12 protein-coding genes and 2 pseudogenes are annotated in these 14,451 nt (G+C 36.0%); 7 read left to right on the top strand and 7 right to left on the bottom strand.

Going from position 1 to position 14,451, the window contains the following annotated elements; all coding sequences use genetic code 11:
* Positions 1 to 174: 174 nt before the first annotated feature.
* Positions 175 to 390 (bottom strand): LytR/AlgR family response regulator transcription factor, encoded by a 216-nt coding sequence (locus tag N7U66_RS21295; protein ID WP_313791391.1) that lies wholly within the window; start codon positions 388 to 390, stop codon positions 175 to 177.
* Positions 383 to 1,090, bottom strand: a pseudogene (locus tag N7U66_RS03085) (sensor histidine kinase). Before N7U66_RS03085 ends, N7U66_RS21295 begins: the two are co-directional and overlap by 8 nt.
* A gap of 553 nt (positions 1,091 to 1,643) precedes the next feature.
* Here N7U66_RS03085 and N7U66_RS03080 point away from each other — a divergent pair.
* On the top strand, positions 1,644 to 2,018 hold the full coding sequence (locus tag N7U66_RS03080; RefSeq protein WP_267677277.1) for a MotA/TolQ/ExbB proton channel family protein: 375 nt from the start codon (positions 1,644 to 1,646) through the stop codon (positions 2,016 to 2,018).
* Between the two features lie 466 nt (positions 2,019 to 2,484).
* Here the strand turns inward: N7U66_RS03080 and N7U66_RS03075 are convergent, their stop codons facing one another.
* The 3 genes and pseudogenes from N7U66_RS03075 to N7U66_RS03065 all read right to left on the bottom strand — a co-directional run bounded on the left by N7U66_RS03075 (position 2,485) and on the right by N7U66_RS03065 (position 5,108).
* Entirely contained in the window at positions 2,485 to 2,622 is a 138-nt protein-coding gene (locus N7U66_RS03075; protein ID WP_267677276.1) for a hypothetical protein, read from the bottom strand.
* A 184-nt stretch (positions 2,623 to 2,806) separates the two neighbouring features.
* Positions 2,807 to 4,162, bottom strand: a pseudogene (locus N7U66_RS03070) (DEAD/DEAH box helicase).
* A gap of 40 nt (positions 4,163 to 4,202) precedes the next feature.
* Positions 4,203 to 5,108, bottom strand: a complete 906-nt coding sequence (locus N7U66_RS03065; RefSeq protein ID WP_267677275.1) for an aldose 1-epimerase family protein — start codon at positions 5,106 to 5,108, stop codon at positions 4,203 to 4,205.
* A 67-nt stretch (positions 5,109 to 5,175) separates the two neighbouring features.
* Here N7U66_RS03065 and N7U66_RS03060 point away from each other — a divergent pair, with 67 nt between their 5' ends.
* The 6 genes from N7U66_RS03060 (at position 5,176) to ade (ending at position 12,721) form a co-directional block, all read left to right on the top strand.
* Positions 5,176 to 6,468: an anthranilate synthase component I family protein gene (locus N7U66_RS03060; protein WP_267677274.1), complete on the top strand. Its 1,293-nt coding sequence runs from the start codon at positions 5,176 to 5,178 to the stop codon at positions 6,466 to 6,468.
* 53 nt (positions 6,469 to 6,521) lie between these two features.
* Positions 6,522 to 6,839 carry a serine aminopeptidase domain-containing protein gene (locus tag N7U66_RS03055; protein WP_267677273.1) on the top strand — a complete coding sequence of 106 codons (318 nt, stop codon included), beginning with the start codon at positions 6,522 to 6,524 and terminating at the stop codon, positions 6,837 to 6,839.
* 13 nt (positions 6,840 to 6,852) lie between these two features.
* On the top strand, positions 6,853 to 7,341 hold the full coding sequence (locus N7U66_RS03050) for a serine aminopeptidase domain-containing protein (protein ID WP_313791552.1): 489 nt from the start codon (positions 6,853 to 6,855) through the stop codon (positions 7,339 to 7,341).
* Positions 7,342 to 7,555: 214 nt separating this feature from the next.
* Positions 7,556 to 8,668 carry a tRNA lysidine(34) synthetase TilS gene (tilS, locus tag N7U66_RS03045; protein WP_313791390.1) on the top strand — a complete coding sequence of 371 codons (1,113 nt, stop codon included), beginning with the start codon at positions 7,556 to 7,558 and terminating at the stop codon, positions 8,666 to 8,668.
* The gene (locus tag N7U66_RS03040; RefSeq protein WP_267677272.1) at positions 8,665 to 11,052 is read left to right on the top strand and encodes a protein-disulfide reductase DsbD family protein; all 2,388 of its coding nucleotides are present in this window, start codon (positions 8,665 to 8,667) and stop codon (positions 11,050 to 11,052) included. The genes tilS and N7U66_RS03040 overlap by 4 nt, the downstream gene beginning before the upstream one ends.
* A gap of 46 nt (positions 11,053 to 11,098) precedes the next feature.
* A complete protein-coding gene (gene ade / locus N7U66_RS03035) occupies positions 11,099 to 12,721 on the top strand; it encodes an adenine deaminase (RefSeq protein ID WP_267677271.1) in 1,623 nt (540 codons plus the stop codon).
* A gap of 14 nt (positions 12,722 to 12,735) precedes the next feature.
* Here ade and N7U66_RS03030 read toward each other — a convergent pair whose 3' ends face one another.
* Both N7U66_RS03030 and N7U66_RS03025 read right to left on the bottom strand, forming a co-directional pair.
* Positions 12,736 to 13,875: a sodium:calcium antiporter gene (locus N7U66_RS03030; protein WP_267677270.1), complete on the bottom strand. Its 1,140-nt coding sequence runs from the start codon at positions 13,873 to 13,875 to the stop codon at positions 12,736 to 12,738.
* A gap of 316 nt (positions 13,876 to 14,191) precedes the next feature.
* Entirely contained in the window at positions 14,192 to 14,428 is a 237-nt protein-coding gene (locus N7U66_RS03025) for a hypothetical protein (RefSeq protein WP_267677269.1), read from the bottom strand.
* Between the last annotated feature and the right edge of the window lie 23 nt (positions 14,429 to 14,451).

Here is a 14,451-nt window from a genome sequence, read left to right as displayed (position 1 = left end):
GAGCTTGGATCGCGTCTTCTTTGTAAGTATTGTAGACTTCAAAATAAGTATTTACAGCTTTTAACAATCGCTCAAAGGCAATGGGTTTCAGTAAATAATCAACGGCTTGCAGTTCGAAACCTTCCACAGCATAATCCCGATATGCCGTAGTAAAAATCACCTTGATATGCTTATTTATAGATTTTGCAAAGGCGATTCCGAAATCTCCGGCATATTGATATCAAGGAACACTAAATCTATGTTATGCGTATTAATGCAATTAAATGCTTCAATAGCATTGCTGCAGCTTTTAACGATTTCTATAGCATCTATTTTAGATACATGTGTGGCAATGATTTCTCCGGCCATTTTTTCATCATCTACTATAATACATTTTATTGTATTAGACATGGGCTTCTAATCTTTTAATGTTTAGGCTCAGTGTGACTTCAAAGCACGTATTCCCCTCTGTGATTTTTAATTCGTAATGGTCTTTGTACAATAATTCAAGACGCTTTTTTATATTCTCTAAACCAATACCATGCTTGCTATTCGTTGTATTATGGGAGGTGTTTTTTATATGAAACACTATGGTTTCGTCTTCACAGGCGATAGCAATGTCTATCTTGAGTGTTCCATTTTTAATAAACCCATGTTTAAAACTATTTTCAACAAACGGTAAAAATAACATAGGTGAAATTTGGGGTGTTCCCACGCCTGTTTTTGAAGTAAAAGATACGTTCAACCGGTCGTTAAAGCGCAATTGTTCTAGAGCGATGTAATCTTTTATATGATTTATTTCCTCTGTTAAACTCACAAAAGGTTTATCCGCTTGATAAAGCAGATAATCTAATAGATTGGAAAGTTTTAAAATCATTTACGGGGTTTCATCTGCTTTCTTTAAGGCAAAACCGTACATGGTGTTTAAGGTATTGAATAAAAAATGGGGGTGAATTTGCATCTTTAAATAATGCAATTCCTGTTCTTTTAATTTGAGCTGCGTTTCTAAAATTTTCTTTTCTAATAGATTCGCTTTTGTACTATTTTTTAAGTTTAATTTTAATAATTTAAAAGCGCTAACCACAACAACTATCAAGTAAACGCCTGTCATTACAAACAATAAGTTTTTAGTGATGGGATTCATTTGGTCATGTTTAAAATTTGACAAATAAATCAAACTAAAAAAGATAGAAAGCATGATTAAATACGCCGAGATGATTAGCGTGTATAAGCTGTAAACAGCAAATAGAAAATAGCGTTTAGTGACTAAATACTCGGTATTAGTTTATATATAGAAACATACGTAGTCGCAATAGTAATGGGCATTAAGAACAGAGAAAATGCGAGTACGTTATGGTAATTTTTACTATCGGTTCCAAAAAAATACGTAAAAAATAATAGTACGATACACCAAAACACACTATGTGATAGTAGCTGCACCAGTTTTTTAAATAAGAATCTCTTTTCTAGCATGAATTATAAAACTCTTACAATAATAACATATTTTTGAAGGTATTTCATGTTTTATAGACGAATGACGCGTTTAGCAATTGTTTTGGCCGTTTGTTTAATCGCTTACTAAACCCGTCGTTTGCCGCATTTTATTTTTTTGATGTGATATTCGCACTAAGTTTGAATCATCTTAATCAAAACACCTAACAATTATGAATGTATTATTAGTTTCAAATCGCTTCGTCGAAGGCGGACCATTATTTATGTCACTTATTTTAGTGTCACTTTTACTTTCTGTTTTCTTTATCATTAAAGGTTTTTTAAATGTAAAGAAAGATGAAGCCGTTTCTATAAAAATGATCAGTTTAGCAACAGATGCAAGTCTTTTAGGCTTGACGCTTGGTTTTTTAGGCTCTGTATTAGGGCTTATCCAAGCCTTTGATGTCATTCAATCTATCGCTAATATTGATTCAAGAGTGTTGGCTGGAGGTCTCAAAGTGTCTTTGCTAACTGCAACTTTCGGGCTTTTTACCTTTGTTATTTCTAGAATAGGGATATTAATTTTAAGAGGGATACTAAAAGAATAACACTTTTATTTTACCACGAAAAAGCGCCTCTAATTTATTAGAGGCGCTTTTTGTTTGTTATATAAAGTCTGAGGAAAACTGTTTAAATAGCTTCGATTAAATCTCGAATACGTAATCTTTTACTATAATCGTCATCTTGGGTTTCACGAATAAAACAGTGTGAACTAATACGCTCATTTTCTGCTCTATCTATTAATTGCTTTGCAGTAAAGGGGCCATACTCAATGGAGTTTTCAATGTAATAGTATTCGTGATTGTAAATGATTGTTACGGCTTTATTAATGTACTTTTTATGTAAAAATTCAGTGATGGCATCTCGGGAATTTAGAGGGCTGTTGCTTTTGCTTTCATTAATAAAAACAGCTAACGCCTTGGAGCGCCTGTCGATATCTAAGGTTAAAATATCATCATCTCTAAAACTAATTTTAATGACGTTTATTTCATTGTTACTGGTAATTCTAATATATTACGGGTTTACATAATGCCATTTCGCTTGTGCAACAGCACCATCTGTGGAAATCGTGAGTAAATTGTCTGCAAAGAAATTATAAACGGTCTTGGTTTGTTTAATCTCATTAACAAGCACCCAGTTATTATTCACCAAGCGATTAATAAAATTAGAATCCTCTCGGATATAATTTGTTGTTCGAAAGTATGTTATGAACCGTTTGCATATTTAAATCTAATTAATTAGATCGATATTCGTATACGAAACGCAAGTTTTTAGATAAAGGTGGTAAATCTATCGATGTTTTACTTAAAAAGTTTAAACACTGGGAGTTACATAGTTATTTTTTCTTGTTTCTTTTGTTGTAATTTTTGTCCCCCTTCGTTTTTGGCTTTTTGTACTTAGCCGCAATTTTAAACTTGTAAGAACCGCCTAAATTTTCTTTTGAATTTTTTTCTGATCGCTCATGAAAAGCAGCACCAGGTTCTTCATCATTTTTCTTTCTCTTGTGCGGATTGTTACGTTCTCTAATAACTTCGCGCTCTTCCTCAATCAATTCTTTGGAAACTTCAACCTGTTTAGGCAAATCTAATAATGGAATTTTCATGTCCATTAGCGCTTCTATGTCTTGTAACGCTTGCTGTTCTTTTTCGGTTGATAATACCAAAGCACGACCTTCTCGTTCTGCACGTCCGGTTCTACCAATACGGTGCATATAATTTTCGGGGTAGTCTCGGGGTATCAAAATTGATGACATGAGACACATTGTCAATATCCAGTCCACGAGCCATAACATCTGTCGCTACTAGGATACGGTTAAAACCTTCACGAAACTGTTCAATACTACGCAATCTGTAATTTTGTGTTTTGTTAGAGTGAATAACACAAAGTTCTTCTTTAAATTCTTCTTCTAAGGCCTCAAATAGGCGATCCGCCATTTTTTTATAGGCCACAAAAATCAATACTTTATTAAAGGTTTCTTCGTCTTGAAGTAAGTGTTTTAATAAATTGAGTTTGGTATAGAAATTTGGAGCGTCGTAACGTTCTTGCTTAATGTTTTCTAAGGGTGTTCCGAAGTGGCAATCGACACTTTTTCTGGTGCGATAAAGAAATCGTCAATTAAATACTCCACATCTTTAGTCATGGTTGCAGAGAACATAATATTTTGGCGACGTTCCGGCAGGATATCAAAAATATTTATCAATTGATGTCTAAACCCCAAATCCAGCATAACATCGACTTCATCAATAACTAATTTTTGAATGGATTTCAATTGTAACACGCGACTCAAAGCTAAATCGTATAGTCGTCCTGGTGTGGCTACTAAAATATCGACCCCTTGTGCAATGGCTTGTTTTTGTGTATTAATATTGGTGCCACCATAAACCCCTAATACACGGGTGTTAATATACTTTGAGAGCTTTTCAATCTCATCCACAACCTGAACCACCAATTCACGTGTAGGCACTAAAACCAAGACACGGGGATTTTCCTGTTGAGAAAATGGTAAATGCTTTAAAATGGGAAGCATATAGCCAAAGGTTTTTCCTGTACCCGTTTGTGCAATACCAACCATATCTTTGCCGCTGGCAACAACACTAAACGCTTCCGCTTGAATAGGAGTAGGTGTTGTAAAACCTAGGTCGTCAAGCGCATTATATAATGGGGTGTTTAAATTTAAGTCTCTGAAATTCACAATAATTATTTAGATTGCAAAATTACTACTATTATTTTGTTTACGCTAAATGACTCTCATGTATTTGTATCGTATAGCTTGCGTCGAAGCTTTCATCAATGGGTAAGGCTATTATACCTTCTTTTTCTATGAGTTGTTTTGTTGTATTCTCATGATCTGTAATACCCAACCAGGGCTCAATACATACAAAATGGGCGTTTGGTTTTGCCCAAAGACCTAAGTATTGATATTCTTTAAAAGAAACAGTGAGTATTTCTCCATTATTTTTACTTACTAAAGCCACTGATCTTGAGGCTAAATCCTTTAAAATAAGTGCGTCATTATTAAATAAATCGGGTTTTAAAGTAATGTTTTTTGGGGTGTCGAAAACCGCTTTAGTTTGGTCTGTTAGTAAACCGTTTTTTTTATTCAATAAATAGCTTTTTGAAATTTCTTCTTTTTCAAACACGAGACTGTAATCTGAATATTTTTCACCAGCGTATAAGGGGCATTTAAAAGCGGGATGGCCACCAACAGAAAAATAAATGGTTTGTTTGTCTAAATTTTTGATGGTATAAAGAATCTCTAGTGCATTACTGTGAAGGGTATAGGTTATTAAGAATTCAAATTTAAAAGGATACCATTCTAATAATTTTTTATTGTGTTTTAAACTAAAAATAAGAGAAGTACTCGTTTGAGAGATGCATTTTATATCTTTAGAATGTCTAATAAAACCATGCTTCGGCAGGGTATAGGTCTCATTCTTATAAATATATTCCTCATTTTTTAAAGTACCAATTATAGGGAAAAGATTAGGGGCAAAGCTACCCCAAATATCAGGGTTGGCGTCCCACATAAATTCATTTTTATTTTTTACGGAAGCAATACGACAAAGTTCTGCTCCAATTGGGTTGACCGCTATTTTTAAAAGCGCATTAGATAAGGTATACATGTTTACTGGATTCAATAACTATGTAACTAAAATAGCCCATTTTTTATCAATTCTCACTAACTTTACCATTCATTTCGTGATATTGAGAACACAGCAAACACATACATTAAAGAATAGCGATAGTTTCAAGCAAAACCTCTTAGCTTGGGCCCAACAATTTGATGATGTGGTCCGGTTGGACTCTAATCATTATGAGCAAAACTACTCCAGCTATGATGCTGTATTGGCTGTCGATGCCTTTACCGCAATACAAACAGATTATTTAGACGCTTTTAATACCTTGAAAGAATATCAAGCGCTAACTAAAGACTGGATTTTTGGCTACTTAACTTATGACCTTAAAAATGATGTAGAGGCTCTAGAATCCAATAATTTTGATGGTTTGCATTTTCCGGACCTGTATTTCTTTCAACCTAAAAAGATTTTTTTATTCAAAGGGAATGACATTGAAATCTTGTATTTAAATGGGGTTGCAGAGGAGCTGGAAAATGATTTTGAGCTTATCAGGAATTACCATACAGAAAAAAAAGCGGTCACTAAAAACGATATAAAAATAAGGCTGAGAATTCATAAAGACGACTACATGGAGAAAGTAAAGACGATGCTCTCTCATATACATAGAGGAGATATTTATGAAGCTAATTTTTGTCAAGAGTTCTATGCGGAAGACACAAGTATTGATCCTCTTGATACCTATAATAAACTCAACGCCATTTCTAATCCTCCCTTTGCCACTTATTTAAAAATGGGAAATAGATATTTAATGTCTGCCTCACCGGAACGGTATATAAGAAAAGAAGGTAAAAAAGTTATTTCTCAACCTATAAAAGGAACCGCAAAACGGGAAGAGGACATCATTTTAGATAATTTGCTAAAACATGAGTTGGCTTTCGATGAAAAAGAACGCAGTGAAAATGTCATGATCGTAGATTTAGTAAGAAATGATCTATCACATACGGCAATAAAAGGAAGTGTGATCGTGGAAGAACTTTGTAACGTTTATAGTTTTAATCAAGTTCATCAAATGATTTCTACTGTAGTTTCTAAGGTTCAAGAAAACACCAATCCTATTGACATCATTAAAACTACGTTTCCTATGGGAAGTATGACTGGAGCACCAAAAATATCCGCCATGCAAATCATAGAAAGCCTTGAAGAAACCAAACGCGGACTCTATTCGGGAGCCGTGGGTTACATCACACCTGATGACGATTTTGATTTTAACGTGGTGATTAGAAGCATCTTGTATAACGACATAGAAAAATATGTATCCTATTCTGTAGGTGGTGCCATTACTTCTAAAAGCGATCCGGTAAAGGAATACGAAGAATGCTTAGTGAAGGCAAAGGCGATGCGGGAGGTTCCGGAGAGTTAATAAGGTTATAAGTACGTGGTAAAAGAGAAAAGCCGGAAGATAAAAGAGTAACTATGAAAAACACCTTCACTTTTAATATTAGAAATGTAGAATTATTTGGTCAATACTGGACTCGGAAAAAGCAAAAGGCGTCGTTCTTTTGGTGCATGGTATGGGCGAACATTACTGGCCGTTATGAAGAAGCTGTAGTGCCTTATTTTTTAAAAAACAAGTATGCGGTGGTCTCCTTTGATCAATTCGGTCATGGAAAGTCTCATGGAAAACGCGGGCATTGTCCTAGCTATGAAGCACTATTGGAGAGCCTAGAGAGCGTTATAGAAAAAGCAAAAACACTATTTCCGAGAGGTTCCAGTATTTCTCTATGGTCATAGTTTAGGTGGGAATATTGTTATTAACTATGCCCTAAGGAAGCAACCAGATATTAAAGCCATTGTGGCGACAAGCCCGTTTCTACGCTTAGCATTCCAACCACCAAAATGGAAGGTGACTTTGGGTAAATTAATGCTTAAATTAGCCCCATCGGTGACCTTGCCTAGTGCTATTGAAGAATCAGCAATATCAAGCATTCCCGCGGAAGTAAAACGCTATCATGAAGACCCTTTAATTCACGGCAAAATTAGTCCTATGTATCTGTTTCCTGTCATTGACGCTGGTGAATATGCAATTGCCAATGCCTATAAGCTTAAGATTCCCATTTTAGTTACCCATGGAACAGGCGATAGAATTATTGATTATAAAGGTTCAGTAGATTTTACTAACCAAGCCCATGGTGCAGAGTTAAAATTGTACGACAACGGGTATCACGAGTTACATCATGATGTCTGTGCCGAAGAAATGCTACTAACGATAGTAAAATGGTTGGACAAACACTAAATTTGTGTCATGCTTAAAGCGTTTCAACATCATATAAATAATAGCTTGTCTTTTTTACAAGGAAGTAGAATTTTAATTGCTATTTACGGCGGTCCGGACAGTGTAGTGCTTACCCATTTATGTCATGAATTAAAGCTAAAGATCTCATTAGCACATTGCAATTTTAATTTACGCGGACCGAGAAAGTGATGCAGATGAAGCTTTTGTATTAGACTTGGCTGATGCTTTAGATTTAGAAGTCTTTATTCAACATTTCGAAACGGAAACTTATGCGGAAACGCATAAAGTGTCTATTCAATTGGCTGCCCGGGAGTTACGATATGAGTGGTTTCAAGATGTAGCGGCACAACTTAAATTTGATTACATTCTTACCGCACATCATGCCGATGATAATTTAGAAACCTTGCTCATTAACTTAACACGGGGTACCGGTATTGACGGTCTCATTGGAATTCCTGAAATTAATGGCAATATCGTGCGTCCTTTATTAAAATACTCGAGGGAAACATTAGAAACCTATGCTAAAACCCAAGATATAAAATGGCGGGAAGATAGTAGTAATGCTTCTACTAAGTATTTAAGAAACAAGCTCCGGCATGAGGTAATCCCAATATTGAAAGAAATCAACCCGCAATTACTTCAAAATATAGCGCAGACCATTAGTCATTTAAATGATACAGCAGATATTGTTGAAGAAAGTGTTGCTGCAGTTTTAAAACGTGCCATAAAAAGTATGGATGAACATGCGATAGTCTATAATATTGAGGCATTTATAAAATTAAATAATCCTAAAGCTTACTTATTTGAAGTGTTTAAAGCCTACGGCTTCTCAGAATGGAATGATGTCGAAAGCTTATTAACCGCTCAAAGTGGAAAACAGGTCTATTCTGCCACACACAAATTACTAAAAAATAGGGGCACGTTGATTTTAACGGCTTTAGTTTCTGAAGACACTCCAAACGATATTCTTATCACTTCCGAAGATAAAACGATAGAAACCGAGCAGGGTCTTTTGTTTTTTGAGGAGGTTGAAACACGCGCTGTTCCAGGAAAGCATGAGATCTATGTCGATGCACAAACGTTAAAATTTCCTTTAATAGTAAGACATTGGAAAAAAGGCGACTATTTTTGTCCGCTGGGGATGCAAGGCAAGAAAAAGTTGAGTAAGTTCTTTAAAGACGAAAAGCTATCTTTGCTAGATAAAGAAAAATGTCTGTTATTGTGTTCGCAAGACGACATCATTTGGGTCATCAATCATCGGGCAGACGACCGTTTTAAAGTCACTAAACAAACCCGTAAACTATTAAAAATCAGCTTTCAGAAATGAAGTATCTCTTAAATCTACTCTTATTCGTTTTATTTTTTATTAACTCCATTTCAGCACAAGTGTTAGAACCTGTAAAATGGAATGTTTCGGTAGATAAAGTGTCTAACACAGAATATAATTTAATCTATACCGCTGACATAGAGTCGCATTGGCATCTATATTCTCAAAATTTACCAGAAGGCGGCGCTATTCCTACCGAATTTATTTACGATTCATTGTCAAAAACAAATGATTTTAAATTGATAGGTAAAGCACAAGAGAGCAAAAGTATCACCAAATTTGATAAGGTCTTTCAAATGGATCTTACGTATTTTGATAGCGAAGCGACTTTTACACAAAAAATTGAAATTTTAAACCCTAGTATCACGTCCATTGAGGCCGAAATCTCTTATCAGGCCTGTGATGATAAAATGTGTATTTTTGAAAGTGAATTGGTAACGTTTAATTTACCCGCAACGGCTCCTAAAAAACAATCTAATATTATAGATCCAGTAAAATGGACCTCGGAAGCTAAGAAAATTTCAGAGACAGAATATGAAATTATTTATACGGGGTTAATTGATGACCATTGGCATTTTTACTCGCAAATAGAAGGCGAAGACATGGGGCCCATTCCTACGGCATTCACTTTTGAAGATTCAGAAGACTATGTGTTACTAGGAGAGACCTCTGAGTCTAAAACCAAAACGGTATTTGAACAAGCGTTTCAAATGGAGGTGCGTTATTTTGAAAACCAAGCCATTTTTAAACAACGCTTTAAAATATTAAACCCTGAATTAAAAAGCATTACCGCAGAAGTATTCTATCAAGCCTGTGATGACGAAAAGTGTTTAGCACCCACGGTCTTCGAGTTTAATACCTCTCTAGACGGCCAAGCACAACGTACAGAGGTTATAGGATTAGATGCAGCGAGTCAGGCGAAATCTGAAGCGTTAAACCTAGGGGTCACCGGTTGGGATAATTACAAAAAGGAAGCTATCGCTAAGAAGAGTAATTTTACCATTTTCTTTTTGGGCTTTTTAGGGGGGTTAATCGCCTTGTTAACACCTTGTGTGTTTCCTATGATACCTTTGACCGTCTCGTTTTTTACTAAAAGTGCTAGCGATTCTAAAAAAGGCTTGGCCAATTCAATACTCTATGGCTTCTTTATCTTTTTAATCTACGTTTTACTCAGTTTACCCTTTCATGTATTAGACTCTTTAGATCCGGAAATACTAAATAACATTTCAACGAATGTGACTTTAAATATTATTTTCTTTGTCATATTCATTGCCTTTGCGTTTTCGTTTTTTGGGTATTTCGAATTGACCTTACCACATTCTTGGAGTGCCGCTTTAGATAATAAAGCGAATAGTATTGGTGGTATTATAGGTATCTTTTTTATGGCCATGACGCTTGCCATTGTTTCCTTTTCTTGTACTGGACCTATTTTGGGTACGCTGTTAGGAAGTTCCCTAACAAGCGATGGAGGAGCGATGCAATTAACAGCGGGAATGAGTGGTTTTGGTTTGGCTTTGGCTTTACCATTTACATTATTTGCCATGTTTCCGAAATGGTTAAACTCATTGCCAAAATCCGGTGGTTGGTTAAATACAGTAAAAGTGGTGTTAGGTTTTATCGAGATAGCACTGGCTTTAAAATTCTTATCGAATGCCGATTTAGTAAAACACTGGGGCATTTTACCAAGAGAGGTATTTATTGGCCTTTGGATCATCATTGGAATTGGTTTGTTGCTTTATTTATTGGGAAAAATCAAGTTTCCACACGATGGCCCTTTCAAAAAAATAAGCTTTAGTAAAGGCGCTTTTATCTTTTTAGTGGCAGCATTTGTTGTGTATTTAATTCCAGGATTAACCAATACAAAGTATGCGAATTTGAAACTGTTGAGCGGTTTCCCGCCGCCACTGCCTTATAGTTTATATGAAAAGGATTCAGAATGTCCATTAGGTCTCAACTGTTATAAGGATTTAGAAGCAGGCATAGCAGCTGCAAAAGAGCAAAATAAACCTATTATGCTGGATTTTACGGGGTATGCCTGTGTAAACTGCAGAAAGATGGAAGAGCAGGTTTGGAGTCAAGATAAAATCTATCAAATTTTAAATGACAACTATATCATCATCTCATTATACGTCGATGATAGAAAAGAATTGCCCGAAGCAGAGCAATTCAAATACATAAAAGCCAATGGTTTAGTTAAGAAAATTAAAACCATTGGTGATCAATGGGCCACCCTACAAACAGTGAATTTCCAAAACAATTCGCAACCCTTTTATGTATTATTAAATCATGATATGGAATTGCTAAACCACACCACTGCTTACACACCCAATGAAGATGAGTATTTAGAGTGGTTGAAAAATGGTTTGGAAAATTTTAAGAAGTAGTAACTAATACCGAAATGTCACACTGAGCTTGTCGAAGTGTAATTATATGAAAATCCAAGGCCAAATAGTAGACATACCAAACCAAAGCATATACAAAGGCGAAGTCACCATTGCAAATGGTAAAATACAAGCTATTGTAGAAAAAGACCACGAGGTCACGCATTACATTTTACCAGGATTTGTAGATGCGCACATTCATATAGAAAGCTCTATGTTAGTTCCAAGTGAGTTTGCAAAACTAGCGGTGACGCATGGTACGGTAGCCACCGTTTCAGATCCTCACGAAATAGCCAATGTTCTTGGTGTGAAAGGCGTGGAGTTCATGATTGAAAATGGGAAACAAACGCCTTTTAAATTCAATTTTGGTGCCCCATCTTGCGTGCCAGCCACAAGCTTTGAATCGGCAGGAGCCATCATTGATTCTGAGGATATAAAAACCTTAATGGCAAATCCGGACATTAAATATCTAGCGGAGATGATGAATTATCCCGGGGTATTGTTTGATGACGAAGAAGTACTTAAAAAAATAGCTTGGGCAAAACAGTATAATAAGCCCGTTGATGGCCATGCACCCGGTTTACGTGGGGACGATCTTACTAAATATATCGCCGCTGGAATGTCTACAGACCACGAGTGCTTTACTTTTGAGGAAGGCTTAGAGAAGCTTCAAAAAGGGATGAAAGTCATCATTCGAGAGGGCAGTGCAGCCAAAAATTTTGAAGCCCTTATCGCGTTATTGCCACAGCATTTTGAAAACATGATGTTTTGTAGTGACGATAAACATCCGGACGATTTGCTAATGGGTCACATTAACCAACTATGTGCAAGAGCAGTTTTAAAAGGTATAGATATTTTTAAAATACTACAAACAGCGTGCATCAATCCCGTGAGCCATTATAATTTAGATGTTGGATTGTTAAACATTGGTGATCCTGCCGATTTTATTGTTGTTGAAGATTTGAAAACGTTTAAAACCTTGCAAACGTTTATTAATGGTGAGTTAGTCTATGACTTCGGAACAGTAAATATTAAAGACGTTACTTTCAAAAACCTTAATAATTTCAATTGCGATAAAAAGCATGTCACGGATTTTAGATTTGAATCTTCAGCTGAAAAAATAAGAGTGATTGAATGTCTTGATGGCGAATTAGTAACCAATGAAATTATTGCCAACGCTTCCATTGAAAATGGTAATTTAGTATCAAATAGAGAAACGGATATTCTTAAAATGGCAGTGGTAAATCGCTATAATAATGCGAAGCCCGCGATGGCGTTTATTAAAAATTTCGGATTAAAAGAAGGCGCAATAGCTAGTTCTGTAGGTCATGATTCGCATAATATTATTGCGGTAGGAGTCAATGATGCGGCCATTTGCAAAGCGGTAAATGCTATTATCGCCGTTAAAGGGGGGATTTGCGCAGTGAATGCTTCCGAAGAAAAAACAGTCCCACTACCAGTGGCAGGGATTATGAGTGATAAAGATGGTGAAACCATAGGTAGACAATATGCTGAATTGGATACCATGGCTAAACAATTGGGTTGTACGCTAAATGCCCCTTATATGTCCTTGTCGTTTATGGCCTTACTAGTCATACCTGCTTTAAAATTGAGTGATAAAGGCTTGTTTGATGGCGAAACATTTAAATTTACATCCTTAGAAGTAGACTAAATTTACGCTGAATATTAAAAAATAGTAGTAAACCAGTTTGAAATTGCAGACAATACATCAGAGATACTATTAATCACAGAACTTTCATAAGGGATGCCCTTACCTACAGCATACGCTACAAAAAGCACGTACAAAAAGAGTAAGATACGGGCGTGAATCCGTCGGAGGCCTTTTCGGGCAAATACAAATATAAAAAACACAATACTGGTTATAAGTAATAATAACACCCTCAATTGACCCACATTCTCAATGGTTTCTGTACTCATTTCAATAGGACCATAAATAAGGGTGAAAAGAAAAAGCGGGAAGCCTAAAGCAAAACACACATCAAAAATATTACTCCCTAACGCATTGGCAACGGCATCATCGTAATTGCCTTTCTTAGCGTCTTTATACGACATGATGGTATCCGGAACACTAGTGGCCGCTGAGGCTAATATAACAGACACAAAATAGATGGGCATGTCTATAGCAGAGCCAAAATCGTCACAGGCTTCTACCAGCCAAAAACAAGCCAAGCCAATAAAAATTACAGACACTAGGAGTAAAGCTACTGCTTTTGGGCCGTTAATTTTAGAATCACCCAATACCGTGGTTGCTAAATCGCCTTTAAAAAAGGCCAACACCCGATCCCCACCTTCCGCAGTGGCTTCATAGTCATTTTCAACAGTTCCAGGACCTTGACTCAATAGCATATAAGCGACATAAACAAAATACAAACACATTAATATAAACCCATGCACCCAGTTTAAAGAGGTGCCTGTAATGACGAAAATAAGGGCCAGTTCAGCCAATAGTAGTGCGATACCATCGCGTAAAATAACTTTTCGAGACAGCACAATCTTTGAGCTCACACCACTACCTATGACCACTAAAATAACAACGGCAGGAATAATCATGGCGTTAAAAACAGCACTTCCTGCTGTAGTTCCAATGCCACCAGCAAAGCCGTCTTTATCTTTTAATACAAATAAAAAGAAGAGTGTGGTAAATAATTCGGGCAAGCTGCTTCCAATAGCATTAATAGTCGCCCCTTTAATACCTTCCTTCATGTTCCTCCCTAAGTAATTGGAAGCCATTTCAAAACCATCACAGGCGCGCCAAATGATAATACAGGTGATTAATATTAAACCTAAAGAAGATATAATTGCCATAGAATTTATTCTGTTAGGCAAATCTAGAAATTATAAATTAAATAATGGTTTATGGATCGTTATGTTTTTTACAGGTGGTATTCCATGTCATGAACATATTACAGGTAGCCCATGAAGTGAAATGACAGCACTACATTTAGACGGCTTAAAGTTATTGTTGCCTTGATAATACTGAGAATTAAAGGACCGTCTTTTTAATTTCTCGAACATAGCGCATTAACCTTATTTTAGCCGTGAAACAGCCCGATGGCCTTGCCTAAAACGGTCATAACAACGATAAACACAAAGCATTCCATAATTGTTCTATAGGGGTTAGCTATAAAGTGACTATATCCCTAACTAGGTAGAGGGTTGAAATTATAAAACTAGAGAACATGAGTTGAAAACCTGTGGTGCAGCCACAAGCGTGATAGGCTTTCTCAACTTTGTCTGACCAATACTGATTGTCAGGCGGCTTTAGGTTTGGAAAATTGAAGGTGATGCGATCAAATGTCGAATTTGAAAGCAGTAACGAAAGCGCTTCTTTATTGGTAATGATGAGATTATTTTCCATTGTTTTGTTGATTAAAGAGTCGT

The organism is Lacinutrix neustonica (genome assembly GCF_026625145.1).
Classification (GTDB): domain Bacteria; phylum Bacteroidota; class Bacteroidia; order Flavobacteriales; family Flavobacteriaceae; genus Lacinutrix; species Lacinutrix neustonica.
This window is presented reverse-complemented; position numbering and strand designations above follow the sequence as displayed.

What these genes read in the sequence shown, in the direction of transcription:
- N7U66_RS21295 (WP_313791391.1), bottom strand. Translation starts at nt 390, where the DNA reads ATGTCTAATACAATAAAATGTATTATAGTAGATGATGAAAAAATGGCC.
- N7U66_RS03080 (WP_267677277.1), top strand. Translation starts at nt 1,644, where the DNA reads ATGAATGTATTATTAGTTTCAAATCGCTTCGTCGAAGGCGGACCATTA.
- N7U66_RS03055 (WP_267677273.1), top strand. Translation starts at nt 6,522, where the DNA reads ATGAAAAACACCTTCACTTTTAATATTAGAAATGTAGAATTATTTGGT.
- N7U66_RS03040 (WP_267677272.1), top strand. Translation starts at nt 8,665, where the DNA reads ATGAAGTATCTCTTAAATCTACTCTTATTCGTTTTATTTTTTATTAAC.
- ade (WP_267677271.1), top strand. Translation starts at nt 11,099, where the DNA reads ATGAAAATCCAAGGCCAAATAGTAGACATACCAAACCAAAGCATATAC.
- N7U66_RS03030 (WP_267677270.1), bottom strand. Translation starts at nt 13,875, where the DNA reads ATGGCAATTATATCTTCTTTAGGTTTAATATTAATCACCTGTATTATC.
- N7U66_RS03025 (WP_267677269.1), bottom strand. Translation starts at nt 14,428, where the DNA reads ATGGAAAATAATCTCATCATTACCAATAAAGAAGCGCTTTCGTTACTG.